The sequence below is a fragment of the Agrococcus terreus genome (genome assembly GCF_014645235.1).
Taxonomy (GTDB): Bacteria; Actinomycetota; Actinomycetes; order Actinomycetales; family Microbacteriaceae; genus Agrococcus; species Agrococcus terreus.
This window is the reverse complement of record NZ_BMLM01000001.1, coordinates 1,457,484-1,472,933: the sequence shown is the minus strand read 5'-3', so window position 1 is coordinate 1,472,933 and position 15,450 is coordinate 1,457,484. Positions and strand designations below refer to the sequence as shown.

The 15,450-nt window shown below is 74.1% G+C and carries 13 protein-coding genes; 10 read left to right on the top strand and 3 right to left on the bottom strand.

Annotated features, from left to right (window positions below):
* Nucleotides 1–234 precede the first annotated feature (234 nt).
* Complete coding sequence (locus IEW90_RS07120; RefSeq protein WP_188717467.1) at nt 235–1,488, top strand: hypothetical protein; 1,254 nt, start codon at nt 235–237, stop codon at nt 1,486–1,488.
* A 38-nt stretch (nt 1,489–1,526) separates the two neighbouring features.
* Entirely contained in the window at nt 1,527–2,204 is a 678-nt protein-coding gene (locus tag IEW90_RS07115; protein WP_188717465.1) for an SDR family NAD(P)-dependent oxidoreductase, read from the top strand.
* A 68-nt stretch (nt 2,205–2,272) separates the two neighbouring features.
* Here the strand turns inward: IEW90_RS07115 and IEW90_RS07110 are convergent, their stop codons facing one another.
* Nucleotides 2,273–3,499, bottom strand: a complete 1,227-nt coding sequence (locus tag IEW90_RS07110; protein ID WP_188717464.1) for an ammonium transporter — start codon at nt 3,497–3,499, stop codon at nt 2,273–2,275.
* Nucleotides 3,500–3,686: 187 nt separating this feature from the next.
* Between IEW90_RS07110 and IEW90_RS07105 the strand changes: the two genes are divergently transcribed.
* A complete protein-coding gene (locus IEW90_RS07105; RefSeq protein WP_188717462.1) occupies nt 3,687–4,886 on the top strand; it encodes a Na+/H+ antiporter NhaA in 1,200 nt (399 codons plus the stop codon).
* 30 nt (nt 4,887–4,916) lie between these two features.
* Here the strand turns inward: IEW90_RS07105 and zapE are convergent, their stop codons facing one another.
* Complete coding sequence (zapE, locus tag IEW90_RS07100) at nt 4,917–5,921, bottom strand: cell division protein ZapE (RefSeq protein WP_188717460.1); 1,005 nt, start codon at nt 5,919–5,921, stop codon at nt 4,917–4,919.
* A 135-nt stretch (nt 5,922–6,056) separates the two neighbouring features.
* On the opposite strand from zapE, the gene IEW90_RS07095 reads away from it, so the two are divergent.
* Nucleotides 6,057–7,004: a sulfurtransferase gene (locus IEW90_RS07095; RefSeq protein ID WP_188717458.1), complete on the top strand. Its 948-nt coding sequence runs from the start codon at nt 6,057–6,059 to the stop codon at nt 7,002–7,004.
* Nucleotides 7,001–7,432, top strand: coding sequence for a SufE family protein (locus IEW90_RS07090; protein ID WP_188717456.1), 432 nt, complete (start codon nt 7,001–7,003; stop codon nt 7,430–7,432). The genes IEW90_RS07095 and IEW90_RS07090 overlap by 4 nt, the downstream gene beginning before the upstream one ends.
* Nucleotides 7,433–7,442: 10 nt before the next feature.
* Here IEW90_RS07090 and IEW90_RS07085 read toward each other — a convergent pair whose 3' ends face one another.
* Entirely contained in the window at nt 7,443–8,630 is a 1,188-nt protein-coding gene (locus IEW90_RS07085; RefSeq protein ID WP_188717454.1) for an alpha/beta hydrolase family protein, read from the bottom strand.
* 23 nt (nt 8,631–8,653) lie between these two features.
* Between IEW90_RS07085 and IEW90_RS07080 the strand changes: the two genes are divergently transcribed.
* The 5 genes from IEW90_RS07080 to IEW90_RS07060 all read left to right on the top strand — a co-directional run bounded on the left by IEW90_RS07080 (nt 8,654) and on the right by IEW90_RS07060 (nt 15,446).
* Entirely contained in the window at nt 8,654–9,250 is a 597-nt protein-coding gene (locus IEW90_RS07080) for a DUF3000 domain-containing protein (protein WP_188717452.1), read from the top strand.
* 61 nt (nt 9,251–9,311) lie between these two features.
* Nucleotides 9,312–10,490 (top strand): HRDC domain-containing protein, encoded by a 1,179-nt coding sequence (locus IEW90_RS07075; RefSeq protein ID WP_188718065.1) that lies wholly within the window; start codon nt 9,312–9,314, stop codon nt 10,488–10,490.
* A gap of 91 nt (nt 10,491–10,581) precedes the next feature.
* Nucleotides 10,582–11,766, top strand: coding sequence for a thiolase family protein (locus IEW90_RS07070; protein ID WP_188718064.1), 1,185 nt, complete (start codon nt 10,582–10,584; stop codon nt 11,764–11,766).
* Nucleotides 11,766–13,937, top strand: coding sequence for a 3-hydroxyacyl-CoA dehydrogenase NAD-binding domain-containing protein (locus tag IEW90_RS07065; RefSeq protein WP_188717450.1), 2,172 nt, complete (start codon nt 11,766–11,768; stop codon nt 13,935–13,937). Before IEW90_RS07070 ends, IEW90_RS07065 begins: the two co-directional genes overlap by 1 nt.
* A 9-nt stretch (nt 13,938–13,946) precedes the next feature.
* Nucleotides 13,947–15,446, top strand: a complete 1,500-nt coding sequence (locus tag IEW90_RS07060; RefSeq protein WP_229679531.1) for a DUF7059 domain-containing protein — start codon at nt 13,947–13,949, stop codon at nt 15,444–15,446.
* The last annotated feature ends 4 nt before the right edge of the window (nt 15,447–15,450 follow it).

Genomic DNA, 15,450 nt, shown 5'->3' with positions numbered 1-15,450 from the left:
GCGGCGTCGCTGCGGCGCGCTCCGGGCGCGACGGTACGCCCGGCGCCTCCGCGCGCCGTGCGGGCCGCCTCCGTACGCGCTCCGAGGCCGTCCAGCGCCGCGCACTGGCGTCGGCGCATCGAGAGGCCACCAGTGCGAGTCTCGTGCTGCCCAACACCGAAGGCCCCGCAGCACGCCCGGCCTTCGTCGTGCCGGGAGCGGTCGCCGCCCGCGACACGCGCCGCGGAACGATCCATGTCCCCCCTGCGGGTTATGGTGAGCCGGACTCGGGAGCCCGCGCACTGCGCGGCATTCGCTCGCACCGAGCGCAGCACGAAGGACACCACGATGGCTGACGACACGACGCCGCCCACCACCTCCTCCTCGCTCCCTCCGGGGTTCGAGCACCGCCTCTACGAAGCGATCAAGGTCCAGCGCCCTGCGGTCATCGCGCATATCCAGGCAGTCCGTCGTGCCAACCCGGATGCGACACCCGCCGAGGCGATCAAGATCATGGAGTCCCGCTACCTGGCCGCCGTGACCACTGCGAGCGCAGGCGTCGGCGGCGCCGCAGCGGTCCCCGGCATCGGCACAGCCGTCGCGCTCGGGCTCAACGTCGCGGACCTCGCACTGTTCTTCGAGCTCTCGGCCCTCTATGCACTGTCCGTCGCTGAGGTCCACGGCCTGCACGTCGAGGACCCTGAGCGCGCGAAGGTCATCGTCCTCGGCATGACGCTGGGCGAGGACAGCCAGGGCCGCGTCACGCAGCTGGTGTCGGGCGCGGTGGCCGGCGGCGCCCGGACCGCGAGCACGATGGGCGTCGTGGGTGATGTCGCTCGTGCCGGCGCCGCCGCGAGCACCGGCGCCTGGGGCGACGTCGTCGCCACGGCCGTGCCCGACGGACAGCTGAACCCTCTGATGAAGCAGATGCTGACGACGGCCGCTGTGAAGCTCGGGGCCAAGGCCGGCACGGGCACCGTCGCGAAGATCCTGCCCTTCGGCATCGGCATGGTGGTGGGTGGCGCCGCATCGTTCTTCTTCGGCAAGAGCGTCGTGCTGGCGTCCCGTTCCGCGTTCTCCTCCGTGCCGACCGAGTGGCCCGCCGACCTCGACCTGCCCGATCTCGACGGGGACGGCATCCCGGACCCTCCGCGAGCACTCATCGCGATGCGGGCTGCGGCCGATGACGCGAAGGGCTTCGGCGAGGACGTCTGGGGCAAGGTCTCGAGCGGCGCGACCACCGCAGGCGCAGTTGTCGGCACCGGCGTCTCAGCCGCCGCGGCGACCGTCTCACGACCGTTCCGCCGCGTGGACATCGACGGCGACGGGATCGCCGACGACCCGCAGGCGCTCACCGCCGCGAAGCAGGTGGGTGGCGCGGTGGCAGGGGCTGCAGGCGCCCTCGGCGGCAAGGTGTCCGGGCTGATCCGCCGCCGCTCGCGCAGCGACGTCGCGGATCCGGCGGTCGAGGGTCAGCCCGGCTCGACCGAGGACGCCACTCAGGAGTAGTCGCAGGGCGCTCAGCCGCGCGGGCGTAGCGTCGCCCCATGGACCTCCAGCTCGCAGACCGCGTCATCCTCGTCGTCGGCGGCACCGGCCTCATCGGCCGCGCCGTCGCCGACCTCGCCCGCGCCGAGGGCGCGACGGTCGTGACCGCCGCGCGCGGCGACGGCGCCGACGTGCGCCTCGACGGGGCAGACCCGACCTCGGTCGATGCCGCCGTCGCGGGCGTGCTCGCCGACCACGGCCGGATCGACGGCCTGGTCGTCGCCGCCGCTCCCCCGGCACAGACCCTCGATCCCGCGCGCTCCTCCGACCCCGAGCAGGTCGCGCAGGCGTTCGAGGCGAAGGCCATGACGTTCCTGCGGGTCGCCAACGCCGTCGTCCCGACGATGCGCGAGGCCGGATCCGGCCGCATCGTCGGCGTCAGCGGCCAGAACGCGCGCCTCTCGAGCAGCATCACCGCCGCCACCCGGAACGCGGGGCTCACGATCGCGGCGCAGGCGCTCGCCGACGAGCTGGCCGGCACGGGCGTCGCCGTCAACGTCGTCGACCCCGGGCCCGTGGTCGAGGCGCCCGCACAGGAGGTCGCGGTCGGGAAGCCGGGCGAGTCGAGCCCCGAGCAGGTCGCGCGGGCCGTGCTCTTCCTGCTCTCCCCCGCCAACGCCATCTCCAGCCAGTCGATCGCCGTCGGCCACCGCGTCCGGGGCGTCGTCACGCTCTAGCTGCATAGCCGCGCACGCGGAAGGGGCCCGGCAGCTGCCGGGCCCCTCCTGCGTGCGCGTGCGACGCGTCAGACGCGCTCGATCTCGTAGGCGTACGCCTCCTCGCCGTGCACGATCGAGTCGATGCCCGCGAGCTCGTCCTCGTTCTTCACGCGGAAGCCGATCGTCTTCTCGATCGCGAAGCCGATGACGAACGCGACCACGAAGGCGTAGACCATCACGCCGACCGCGGCGATCACCTGGACGATGAGCTGGCCGAAGCCGCCGCCGAGGAGCAGGCCCGTCTCCGTGGCGAAGAAGCCCAGGTAGAGCGTGCCGATGAGGCCACCGACGAGGTGGATGCCCACGACGTCGAGCGAGTCGTCGAAGCCGAGCTTGAACTTCAGCTCGATCGCGAGGGCGCAGACCGCGCCGGCGACCACGCCGAGGAGCAGCGCCCAGCCGGGCGTCAGGTTGGCGCAGGCCGGGGTGATGGCGACGAGGCCCGCGACGGCGCCCGAGGCGGCACCGACGGCCGTCGGCTTGCCGTCCTTGAGCTTCTCGACGACGAGCCAGGCGACGATGGCCGCGGCGGTCGCACCGATCGTGTTCAGCGTGATGAGGCCCGCGTTGCCGAGCTCGTTGAGCCACTCGGCGCCCACGTTGAAGCCGAACCAGCCGAACCACAGGACGGCGGCGCCGAGGATGACGAACGGCACGTTGTGCGGCTTGTGCGAGCCCTTCGTGAAGCCGATGCGCTTGCCGAGCACGAACGTGAGCGCGAGTGCTGCCGCGCCGGCGTTGATGTGCACGGCGGTGCCGCCGGCGTAGTCGATGACGGCCGGGAGGCCGAGCAGGTCGCCCAGGCTGTACGCCCAGCCGCCGCCCCACACCCACGCGGCGATCGGGAAGTAGCCGAGCGTGGCGAAGACGCCCGCGAAGAGCATCCAGGCGCCGAACTTCGCGCGGTCGGCGATCGCGCCCGAGATGAGCGCGACCGTGATGATCGCGAAGGTCGAGCCGTAGGCGACGCCCACGAGGTCGGTGTTCGCGCTCTCGCCGGCGGCGAGGGCTGCGAGGCCGAAGTCGCTGAAGGGGTTGCCCGAGAAGGCGAAGGGGGAGTCGACGGCAGCCATGTTGTAGCCGTAGAGGATCCAGAGGGTGCCGACGAGGCCGATGGCCCCGAACGACATCATCATCATGCTGATGACGCTCTTGGCGCGCACGAGGCCGCCGTAGAAGAACGCCAGACCGGGCGTCATGAACAGCACGAGGGCCGTCGCGACGACGCCGAAGGCGATGCTGCCTGCATCCATTGAGGTGCTCCTTGGGGGTGATCCGGAAGGGACTGCTCTCGAGGATCGCGCGGCGGTGTTGCCCCCGTTCGCGCGCTCGCGTTTCGAGTCCGTTACGAAGCGGCGCCCCGCGTTTCGCGCGTGTTACGGCCCACTCCCGGCCTCCTCCGTGTCCGGTGCGGATCCGCCGCGATGCCAGGATTGTCCGGTGACGTGGATCAGGAACCCGCAGGTGTCGGCGATGCTGCTGCTGGGGGCCGCGGTCCTCGGCCTCGTGGTGGCGAACACGGCGCTCGGGCCCGGGCTCGACGCGGCGAAGCACTGGCACCTCCCGTTCGAGGTGCTCGGCCTCGACCTGTCGATGGCGCACTGGGTGACCGACGGCCTGCTCGTCATCTTCTTCTTCGTCGCCGCGATCGAGCTGCGCTACGAGCTCACGCAGGGCGAGCTCGCCTCCGTGCGGCGCGCGGTCGTGCCGACGATCGCCGCGCTCGGCGGCGTCGCGGCGCCGGCGATCATCTTCCTCACGATCGTGCCGTCCGAGCTCGACCGCGGATGGCCCATCCCGATCGCCACCGACATCGCGTTCGCGCTCGGCGTGCTCGCGCTCGTCGGCCGGCGCCTGCCGAGCCGCGTGCGCGCGCTGCTGCTGGCGCTCGCCATCATCGACGACCTCATCGGCATCCTCGTGATCGCCGTCTTCTTCACCACCTCGCTCGACCTGCTGGCGCTCGCGGGCGCGGCGGTCGCGGTCGCCGCCTTCTGGGCGCTCGGGCGCGCCTACTCGGCGCGCCGGGGCAGCTGGCCGCTCCGCATCGCGATGGTGGCCGTCGCGCTCGTGGCCTGGTGGCTCGTCGCGACGAGCGGCATCCACGCGACCATCGCCGGCGTCGCGCTCGGCGCCGTCCTGACGCCCGCGCCGGCGGAGTCGGCGCGCGTCAAGCTCGAGCCGACCGTCAACGGCCTCGTGCTGCCGCTGTTCGCGTTCGTCGCCGCGAGCGTCGCGATCCCGCAGATCCCGCTCGGGGAGCTCAGCCCCGTCTTCTGGGCGATCCTCGTCGCGCTGCCGGTCGGCAAGCTCATCGGCATCTCGATCGCCGGCGCCGCCGCGCAGGCCGCCACCCGCATGCCGCGCGCCGAGCGGCTGGCCCTGCCGGAGCTGCTCGCGGTCGCGCTGCTCGGCGGCATCGGCTTCACGGTCTCGCTGCTCATGAACGAGCTCGCGTTCCGCGACGCGGAGGAGTTCCTCGTCGAGGGCACGCTCGGCGTGCTCGCCGGCTCGCTCGTCGCGGCGCTCATCGGCGCGACGTTCACGGCGCTGCTCGCGCGCCGCTACCCCGCGGTCGAGACCGAGGCGATCCGCGTCCGCGACCTCGAGGAGCAGGCGCGGCGCACCGACGGCGTCTGATCCGCGGCGCCGGCACCGGGCGAGCGCGCGTCAGGCGGGCTGCTCGCCGGCCAGCGCCATGAGGCGCGAGATCGCCCGCAGGTACTTCTTGCGGTAGCCGCCGCCGAGCATGTCATCGCCGAACACGCGGTCGAGGCTCGTGCCCGAGCCGCGGAGCGCCACCTGCTGGTCGTAGAGGCGGTCGACGAGCGCGACGAGCCGCAGCGCGTCGTTCTGGTCCTGCAGCGTGCGCACGTCGCGGATGCCGAGCGCGCGCACGCCGTCGACGAGGCCGATGTACCGCGAGGGGTGCACGTTCGAGAGGTGGCCGATGAGGGCGTCGAAGTCGTCGAGCGCGACGGTGCCGTCGAAGCGCGCGAGCTCGGCGTCCATCTCGTCGTCCGACAGCACGGGCGCGTGACCCGAGACGTCGCGGTGGCGGTAGTCGTCGCCGTCGATGCGGAGGATGTCGAAGCGGTCGGCGATCGCCTGGATCTCGCGCAGGAAGTCCGCCGCGGCGAAGCGGCCCTCGCCGAGCGCGTTCGGCGGCGTGTTCGAGGTGGCGGCGAGCTTCGTGCCGCCCGCCGCGAGCTCGCCGAGCAGGCGGGTCATCACCATCGTGTCGCCCGGGTCGTCGAGCTCGAACTCGTCGATGCAGACGATCCGCGCGCCCTGCAGCGCGCGCACCGTCTCGGCGTAGCCGAGCGCGCCGACGAGCGCGGTGTACTCGATGAAGGTGCCGAAGTACTTCGGGCCGGGCATCGCCTTCCAGAGGGAGGCGAGCAGGTGGGTCTTGCCGACGCCGAAGCCGCCGTCGAGGTAGATGCCGGGCTTCGTCTCCGGCGCCTTCTTGAAGAGGCGGCGCTTCGGCGACACCCACGCGTCGACGACGCCCTGCATCCGCTCGAGCGCCTCCCGCTGCGAGGGGTGGTCGGGGTCGGGCCGGTAGCTCTCGAAGGTCGCGCCGTCGAACTGGCGCGGCGGCCTGAGGCTCGCGACGATCTGCTCCGCGCTGGCCTGGGGGCTGCGCTCCACGAGCGAGATCGGTGCTGGCATGGCGGCTCCTCGGTGCACCTGGCTCGCAGGCGTCGGTGGAAGGTTCGGTGGGAGGATGGCGTTCCCACCGCAGAAGCCTAGTGACGCGTCGCGCGCATCCCCGCCGGGGAGCCGCCGAGACGCCGAGGAGCCACCGTGAGCCAGACCCCGTCCGAGACCGCCGGCGCGACCGCCGCCGAGGTCGACCCCGCCGACGCCGAGCGCTTCGCCGAGTACGCCGCCCCTGAGCGGCTCGTCTCGACCGAGTGGGTCGCCGCGCACCTCGACGACCCGCAGGTCGTGGTCGTCGAGTCCGACGAGGACGTCCTGCTCTACGAGGTCGGCCACATCCCCGGCGCCGTGAAGCTCGACTGGCACACCGACCTCAACGACGCGGTGCTGCGCGACTACGTGAGCCCGGAGGCGCTCGCGCGGCTGCTGGGCGAGCGCGGCATCGGGCGCGGCACGACCGTCGTGCTCTACGGCGACAAGTCGAACTGGTGGGCCACCTACGCGCTGTGGGTGCTCTCGCTCTACGGCCACGAGGACGTCCGGATCATGGACGGAGGCCGCGACCTCTGGATCGCCGAGGGGCGCGAGATGACCCGCGAGGCGCCCGCCCGCGCGGCGGTCGACTACCCCGTCGTCGAGCGCGACGACCGCACGCTCCGCGCCTTCCGCGACGACGTGCTCGCGCACCTGGGCACCGGCCCGCTCGTCGACGTCCGCAGCCCCGAGGAGTTCTCCGGCGAGCGCACGACCGCCCCCGCCTACCCCGAGGAGGGCGCGCTGCGCGCAGGCCACATCCCCTCGGCGCAGAACGTGCCGTGGGGGAAGGCCGTCCGCGAGGACGGCACGTTCCGCTCGCGCGCGGAGCTCGAGGCGATCTACCTCGACGGCGCGGGCCTGCGCGCCGGCGGCGACGTCATCGCGTACTGCCGCATCGGCGAGCGCTCGAGCCACACCTGGTTCGTGCTCACCCACCTGCTGGGCCTCGAGGGCGTCCGCAACTACGACGGCTCGTGGACCGAGTGGGGCTCGCTCGTCGGCGTCCCGATCGTCCAGGGCGCCGAGCCGGGCCAGGCGCCTGCGGTGCGCCGATGACGCTGACCGCCGGGCTCCAGCGCGCCGTCGACGACTTCCAGGCCGTCGCGGAGCCCGACCGCCTGCAGCTGCTGCTCGAGTTCGCCGACGAGCTGCCGGCGCTGCCCGCGCGCTACGCCGAGCATCCCGATCTGCTAGAGCGCGTCGCGGAGTGCCAATCGCCCGTCTTCCTCTTCGTCGAGGTCGACGACGCGGTGCACGTGCACGCGACGGCTCCGGAGGAGGCGCCCACGACGCGCGGCTTCGCGTCGATCCTCGCGCAGGGCCTCGAGGGCGCGACGCCCGAGGAGGCGCTCGCGGTGCCGGCCGACATGCCGCGCCTGCTCGGCCTCGACCGCGCCGTGTCGCCGCTGCGGCTGCGCGGCATGGCGGGCATGCTCGGCCGCATCCAGCGGCAGATCCGCGAGCGGCTCGCCGAACGCGCCTAGACCGTCGGGCTCAGTCCGCCGGCTCGGCCGCGCGCTCCGCGTCGAGCACGACGCGATCGATCCACGCGCCGATCTCGCGCTCGTAGCGCTCGCGGTCGAGGTTCCACAGCTTCGTGTGGCGCGCGGTCGTCCACTCGCGGTAGTCGACGAGGTCGGGCCTGGCCGCCGCCAGCGCGCGGGATGCGTCCGGCGGCACGTAGCCGTCGTCGGCGGAGTGCAGCAGCAGGATGGGCTGCGAGAGCGCGTCGGCGTGCAGCACGTTGTCGAGCTCGTCGAAGTCGAGGCTGCGGCCGCCGCTCAGCACCGCGGCGGGCGACTCGAGGAGGCCCACGGCCGTGTCGACGAGCCACGCGGGGGCGCGCACGAGCGCGACCTGCAGCCGCAGCGTCGGCGCCCAGCCGACGACGGGCGAGTCGAGCACCAGCCCGACGATGCGGCGGCGGTGCCGCGAGCGGCGCGCGACCTGCAGCGCGATCTGGCCGCCCATCGACCAGCCCATGAGCACGATCCGCTCCGCGCCGCGCTCGAGCGCGAGGTCGATCGCCGCCTCGACGTCGCGCCACTCGTCGAGCCCGAGCCGGAGCTTGCCGTCGCGGCTCGGCGGCGCCTCGCCGTCGTTGCGGTACGAGACGGCCATGCACGCGATGCCGCGCTCGAGCATGAGCGGCACGCCGCGGATCGTCTCGCGGCGGGTCACTCCGCGGCCGTGCACCTGGATGCACCACGTCGACGCCGACTGGTCGCCCATGATCCACGCGGGCGCCGGCCCGAGCTCGGTCGCCACGTCGACGCGCTCGCTCGCCGACGTCACCTGGCGCGGTCGGAAGAGCGCGTAGCCAGACCAGCGCGCGCTCGAGACGCCCTGCAGCAGCGCCCGGGCGTCGGCGTCGACCTCGCGGACGACGCTGTGCGCGTCCTCGTCGACGACGCGGCCGAGCACCGCGAGCCGCTCCCCCACCCACAGCGCGTAGGTGCCGGGCAGGCCGGTGTCCGGCGTGCGGCCGAGCCGGACGCCGCGCGCGTCGAGCCCGAGGACGCGGATGTCGTCCTTCTGGTCGCGGGGCGGCGTCACGAGCATCGATGCCAGCGCGGCGGAGGCGGCGGTCACCGCGAGGGCGGCGCCGCCGAGCAGCACCCCGCCCGCGACCAGGCCGGCACGCGCGACGCGACCGGCGGCGCGCCTCCGAGTCGTCGTCACGGTGCAGATCGTAGTCTTGCCGGGTGGACACGAGCAGTGCAGCGCCCGCCCCGGTGCCTGAGGCCTTCCGGGCGGCCATCGACCAGCTGCGGCGCGCCGAGCTGCGCCCCGAGCTCTCCGTCCGCGAGATCCCTGCCCCCGGGCGCATCGCGCCCTTCTCGTTCGCCATCGCGGCCGACGTCGGCACGCCGAGCCACGGCCGCGACTCCGACCTGGGCACGGGCCGCTTCATCCTCATGCACGACCCCGAGGAGCCCGAGGCGTGGGGCGGCGACTTCCGCATCGTGAGCTTCACGCAGGCGTCGCAGGATCCGGAGATCGGCGTCGACCCGTTCCTCGCCGAGGTCACCTGGACCTACCTGCTCGAGGCGCTCGAGCAGCGCGGCGCCGAGCACCACTCGGAGTCCGGCACGGCCACGAAGATCCTCTCGAGCGGCTTCGGCGAGCTCGCCGCGCAGGGCGACGGCGCGCAGATCGAGCTGCGCGCCTCGTGGACGCCCACCGGCCGCGACTTCGGCGCGCACCTCACGGCCTGGACCGACCTGCTGTGCGCCATCGCCGGCCTGTCGGTGCAGCCCGGCGCGACGGGCATCGACGCGAAGCGGCGCACCCGTGGCTGAGGCCGAGGGCGCCGAGCCCCGCACCGACCTGCGCGACGCCGTCGTCCAGGGCCCCCTCGACGTGATCGGCGACGCGGATGCGCTCGCCGCGGCCGCCGACCGGCTCGCGGCGGGCGTCGGCCCGGTCGCGGTCGACGCCGAGCGCGCCAACGGCTTCCGCTACTCCTCGCGCGCCTACCTCGTGCAGCTGCACCGGCGCGGCTCGGGCACGGTGCTCGTGGACCCCACGACGATCGACGACCTCTCGCCGCTGCAGGAGGCCGTGGGCGGCGAGGAGTGGATCATCCACGCCGCCAGCCAGGACCTCCCGTGCCTGCGCGAGGTCGGCCTCGAGCCCGCGACGCTGTTCGACACCGAGCTCGGCGCCCGCATCGCGGGCTTCGAGCGCGTCGGCCTCGCCGCGGTCGCCGAGCGCCTCGCGGGCATCCGCCTCCGCAAGGAGCACGGCGCGAGCGACTGGTCGCAGCGGCCGATCCCCGACTCGTGGCTCGAGTACGCGGCGCTCGACGTCGAGGTGCTGCCGGACCTCCGCGACGCGCTCGCCGAGGAGCTCGCCGCGCAGGGCAAGGAGCGGATCGCCGAGGAGGAGTTCGCGTACGCGCTCGTCCGCCAGCCGAAGCCGCCCGCCGCCGAGCCGTGGCGGCGCCTCTCGGGCATCCACGGCATCCGCGACCGCCGCCAGCTCGCCGTGGCCCGCGAGCTCTGGCTCGCCCGCGACGCGCTCGCGCGCGACACCGACCGCGCGCCCGGCCGCCTCATCCCGGACCGCTCGCTGCTCGTCGCCGCGCAGTCCGATCCCGAGAGCAAGGGCCGCCTCGCCGCCCGCAAGGACTTCGTCGGCCGCGCGAGCCGCAGCGAGCTCGACCGGTGGTGGGCCGCGATCGAGGCCGGCCGCGCGAGCGACGACCCGCCCGTGCTCCGCGTGCCGTCGAACGAGCCGCCGCCCCCGCGCTTCTGGAAGGGCCGCAAGCCCGAGGCCGACGCGCGCCTCCAGCGCGCCCGCACCGCGCTCGCGGCCGTCGCCGCCGAGCTGTCGATGCCGACCGAGAACCTCCTCACCCCGGACGTGCTGCGCCGCCTCGCGTGGGACGGCGTCGAGCCGACCACCGAGGCGGTCGCCGACGCCCTCCGCGCGCGCGATGCGCGCCCGTGGCAGGTTGCGGCGACCGCACAGAGGATCGCCGCCGCCTTTGTGGAGGCCGACCAACTCGGTCCGGAGGCCCCCGAGCCCTCGTCGTAGGAAGCCACACCCGCCTCTGCGGCCGCAGGAGCCGTTCCTACACTGGTGCCGCAATCACCGATCAGGAGGCACCGTGGCTGACGACGACGTCGTGTTCGTGGACGGCGTCCGCACCCCATTCGGGCGTGCGGGCGAGAAGGGGATGTACTGGGGCACCAGGGCGGACGACCTCGCGGTCAAGGCGCTCTCGGGCCTGCTGGAGCGCAACCCTTCGCTCCCCCTCGAGCGCATCGACGAGGTGGCGATCGCCGCCACCACCCAGACCGGCGACCAGGGGCTCACGCTCGGCCGCACCGTCGGCATGCTGGCGGGCCTGCCCGTGCAGGTGCCCGGCTACGCGATCGATCGCATGTGCGCCGGCGCCATGACCGCGGTCACGACCGTCGCTGGCGGCATCGCGCTCGGCGGCTACGACGTCGCCATCGCCGGCGGCGTCGAGCACATGGGCCGGCACCCGATGGGCCTCGACGCCGACCCGAACCCGCGGTTCGTGGCCGAGAAGCTCGTCTCGATGGACGCCCTGAACATGGGCAAGACGGCCGAGCGCATCCACGACCGCTTCCCGGCGCTCACGAAGGAGCGCGCTGACCGCTACGCGATGCGCAGCCAGCAGAAGTACGCCGCCGCGGTCGCCGCCGGGCACATCCAGCACGACCTCATCCCCGTCGCCACGCAGTCGGAGGCCGGATGGGGCCTCGCGACGGCCGACGAGGCGCCGCGCCCCGAGACGACGATGGAGGGCCTCGCGACGCTGAAGACGCCGTTCCGCGAGCACGGCCGCGTCACCGCGGGCAACGCGTCGGGCCTCAACGACGGCGCGACCATGTCGATCATGGCCTCGGGCCGCGCCGCGAAGGAGCTGGGGCTCGCGCCGAAGATGCGCCTCGTCTCGTTCGGCTTCGCGGGCGTCGAGCCCGACATCATGGGCATCGGCCCGGTGCCCTCGACCGAGAAGGCGCTCGCCAAGGCGGGCCTGTCGATCGACGACATCGGCCTGTTCGAGCTCAACGAGGCCTTCGCGGTGCAGGTGCTCTCGTTCACCGACCACTTCGGGATCGCCGACGACGACGAGCGCGTCAACCCGTGGGGCGGCGCCATCGCGATCGGGCACCCGCTCGCCTCCTCCGGCGTGCGCCTCATGCTGCAGCTCGCGCGCCAGTTCGAGCAGCGCCCCGAGGTCCGCTACGGCGTCACCGCCATGTGCGTCGGCCTCGGCCAGGGCGGCACGGTCATCTGGGAGAACCCCCACCACAAGCACTACGGGAAGAGGAAGTGATGGCGATCCGCGACGAGTTCCCCCGCCTGGCCGCGGCCGAGTTCGACGAGGTGGTCACGCACTCCTACGTGCGCGACGTCGCCCTCGCCTCCGGCCGCACGCTCGCGCTCGTGACGCTCGACAACGGCCGCGACCACACGCGCCCGTCGACGCTCGGCCCCGCGACGCTGTTCGAGCTCGGCGACGTGCTCACCGAGCAGCGCGCACGCGGCGCGCGCGGCGAGATCGACGCGATCGCCGTCACGGGGAAGCCCTACTTCCTCGCGGCCGGCGCCGACCTGTCGAACGTCTCGGCCATCCCCGACCTCGAGACGGCGGCGGAGCTGCCCGCGCTCGGCCACCGGGTGCTCGGGCTGCTCCACGACGCGGGCGTGCCCACGTTCGTGTTCATCAACGGCCTCGCCCTCGGCGGCGGCCTCGAGATCGGCCTCAACGCCGACTACCGCACGCTCAACGCCGCCGCGCCCGCCGTCGCGCTGCCGGAGACGTTCCTCGGCCTCGTGCCCGGCTGGGGCGGCGCGACGATCCTGCCGAACCTCATCGGCATCGAGCGCGCGCTCAAGGTCGTCATCGAGAACCCGCTCAAGCAGAACCGGGTGCTGAAGCCCGCCGAGGCGCTCGAGCTCGGCATCGCCGACGCGATGTTCGGGCCGGCGACGTTCCTCGAGTCGTCGCTCGCCTGGGCGGACGCGGTGCTCGGCGGCAAGAAGGTGGAGCGCCCCCACGTGCCCGGCACGCTCGAGCGCACCGTCAAGTGGCCGATCGCGATCAAGGTCGCGCGCGACACGCTCCGCGCGAAGCTCGGCGAGGTGCCGCAGGCGCCGTACCGCGCGCTCGAGGTGCTCGAGCTGGCCCGCAAGGACGACCGCGCCGCCGGCTTCGCCGCCGAGGACGCCGCGCTGTCGGAGCTCATCGTCGGCGACCAGTTCCAGGCCTCGATCTACGCGTTCAACCTCGTGCAGAAGCGGGCGAAGAAGCCGGCCGGCGCGCCGGACCCGAAGCTCGCGAAGCCCGTCTCCAAGGTCGGCATCATCGGCGCCGGGCTCATGGCGAGCCAGTTCGCGCTGCTGTTCCTGCGCCGCCTGCAGGTGCCGGTCGTGATCACCGACCTCGACCAGGCGCGAGTGGACAAGGCCGTCGCGGGCATCCGCGACGAGATCGAGGCGCTGCGCGCGAAGGGTCGCGTCGACGGCGACACCGCGAAGCGCCTCTCCGCACTCATCGCCGGCACGGTCGACAAGGCCGACTTCGCCGACTGCGACTGGGTGATCGAGGCCGTCTTCGAGGAGCTCTCGGTCAAGCAGCAGGTCTTCGCCGAGGTCGAGCCGCACCTGTCCGAGACGGCGGTCATCGCGACCAACACGTCGAGCCTCTCGGTCGAGCAGATCGGCGCGACGCTCGCCCACCCGGAGCGCCTCGTCGGCTTCCACTTCTTCAACCCGGTCGCGGTCATGCCGCTCATCGAGGTCGTCCGCACGCCCTCGACCGACGACGCGACGCTCGCCACGGCGATGCGGGTCGCGAAGGACCTGCGGAAGAACGCCGTCATCACGCGCGACACCCCCGGCTTCGTCGTGAACCGCATCCTCGCGAAGCTGCTCGGCGAGGCGATGCACGCGGTCGAGCAGGGCACGCCCTTCGAGACCGTCGTCGAGGCGCAGCGCCCGTTCGGGTTCCCGATGGACCCGTTCGTGCTGCTCGACCTCGTGGGCCTCAAGGTGGGCGCGCACGTGCTCGACACGCACCACGGCGCCTTCCCGGACCGCTTCTTCGAGTCGGCGGCGCTCCACGAGCTCGCCGAGGAGGGCGTGCTGCTCGAGAAGGACGGCAAGGGCAACGCGAGGGGCATCGACAAGCGGGCGCGGAAGATCGTCGCGAAGCACACGCCGAAGGACGCCGTGCCGCTCTCGGCCGAGGAGCTGCGCATCCGGATCGAGGACGGCCTGGCCGACGAGATCCGTCGCATGCTCGACGACGAGGTCGTCGCCGGACCCGAGGACATCGATCTCTGCATGATCCTCGGCGCGGGCTGGCCGTTCCAGATGGGCGGTGTCACGCCGTACCTCGACCGGGTCGGCGCCTCCGAGCGCGCGTTCGGCGGCACGTTCCACTCGCCGCGCATCGCGGGCCCGGCCGCCCGCGAGACGGCCTCGGTGGCCGGGGCCGCGTAGCCTCGCTGGGTGAACTCCGCACCGCTCCAGCACGCAGACGCCCTCGCCCGTGACCTCGCCTCCGCGGGGTTCACGAGCGGGGGCGTCCGTGCGCTCGTCGGCGACGACGCCGCCGACGCGCTCGCCCGCATGTCCGCCGCGCCCGCCCGCCGGGCGGCGCTCGCGCACCCGGGGCCGCTCGCGACGCTCGTGCGGGCGCTGGTGCTCGGCGACCGGGTGCCCGCCGCCGACCTCGCGGCGGCGCTGCCGGAGGCGGGGCTCGAGGGCGCCGTCGCGCTCGGCGTCGTCGCCCTCGAGGACGACGAGGCGGTGCCGCTGCTCGCGGTGCGCCCCGTGACGATGCGGGATGCGCTCGGCGAGTCGGCGTGGGTGGTCGCGAGCGACCTCGACGAGCTCTCGGGCGCGCGGCCGCTGCGGCCCGACCACGTGCTGGGCGTCGGCGGCGCCGCCCGCACGCTCGTGCAGCTGCTGCCTCCCGTGGCGGCGGGCACGGCGCTCGACCTCGGCACAGGCTGCGGCATCGTCGCGCTGCACCTGCGGCGCTTCGCCGAGCGCGTCGTCGCCACCGACGTCTCCCCGCGCGCCCTGGAGCTCGCCGCGCTGAACGCGGCGCTCAACGGCGTCGACGGCATCGAGCTGCGGCTCGGCTCGCTCTACGAGCCCGTCGTGGGCGAGCGATTCGACCTCGTCGCCTCGAACCCGCCGTTCGTCATCACGCCGCGCGCAGCGGGCGTGCCGGCCTACGAGTACCGCGACGGTGGGCTCGAGGGCGACCGGCTGATGGAGGCGGCCGTGGGCGGCGTCGCCGCGCACCTCGCGCCCGGCGGCACGGCTCGGATGCTCGGCAACTGGGAGACGCGCGGCGGAGCGGCCGGCCGCGACCGCGCGCTCGGCTGGGCGGGCGCCGGGCTCGATGCCTGGGTGCTCGAGCGCGAGGCCCTCTCCCCCGTCGCGTACGCCGAGCTGTGGCTGCGCGACGGCGGCACGCGCCCCGGGGACGACGGCCACGACGCGCTCCTCGGCGCATGGCTCGACGACCTCGAGGCGCGCGCCGTCGACGAGGTCGGCATGGGCTGGGTCGTGCTCCACGATGGCGGCACCGGCCTCGCGCGCGCGGAGCGCGTGCCGCAGGGCGTCGCGCTCGAGCGCGCGGGCGCGCACCTCGCCGAGGCGCTGGAGGCCGAGGCGTGGCTCGCGGCGCGCGACGACGACGCGCTGCTCGGGGCGCGCCTGCTCGCCGCGCCCGACGTCACGGAAGCGCGGCACCAGGTGCCGGGCGCCGCGGGCCCCACCGTCATCGAGCTGCGCCAGGGCGGCGGGCTCGGCCGGAGCCTATCGGTCGACGCGGCGCTCGCCGGCCTCGTCGGGGCGAGCGACGGCGAGCTGCCCGTCGGCGTGCTGCTGGGCGCGATCGCGGGCCTCCTCGAGGTCGACGAGGCGCCCCTCGTGGCCGACCTGCTACCGCGGGTGCGCGAGCTCGTGCGGATCGGGATGCTGACGCCCGCCTGAGCGG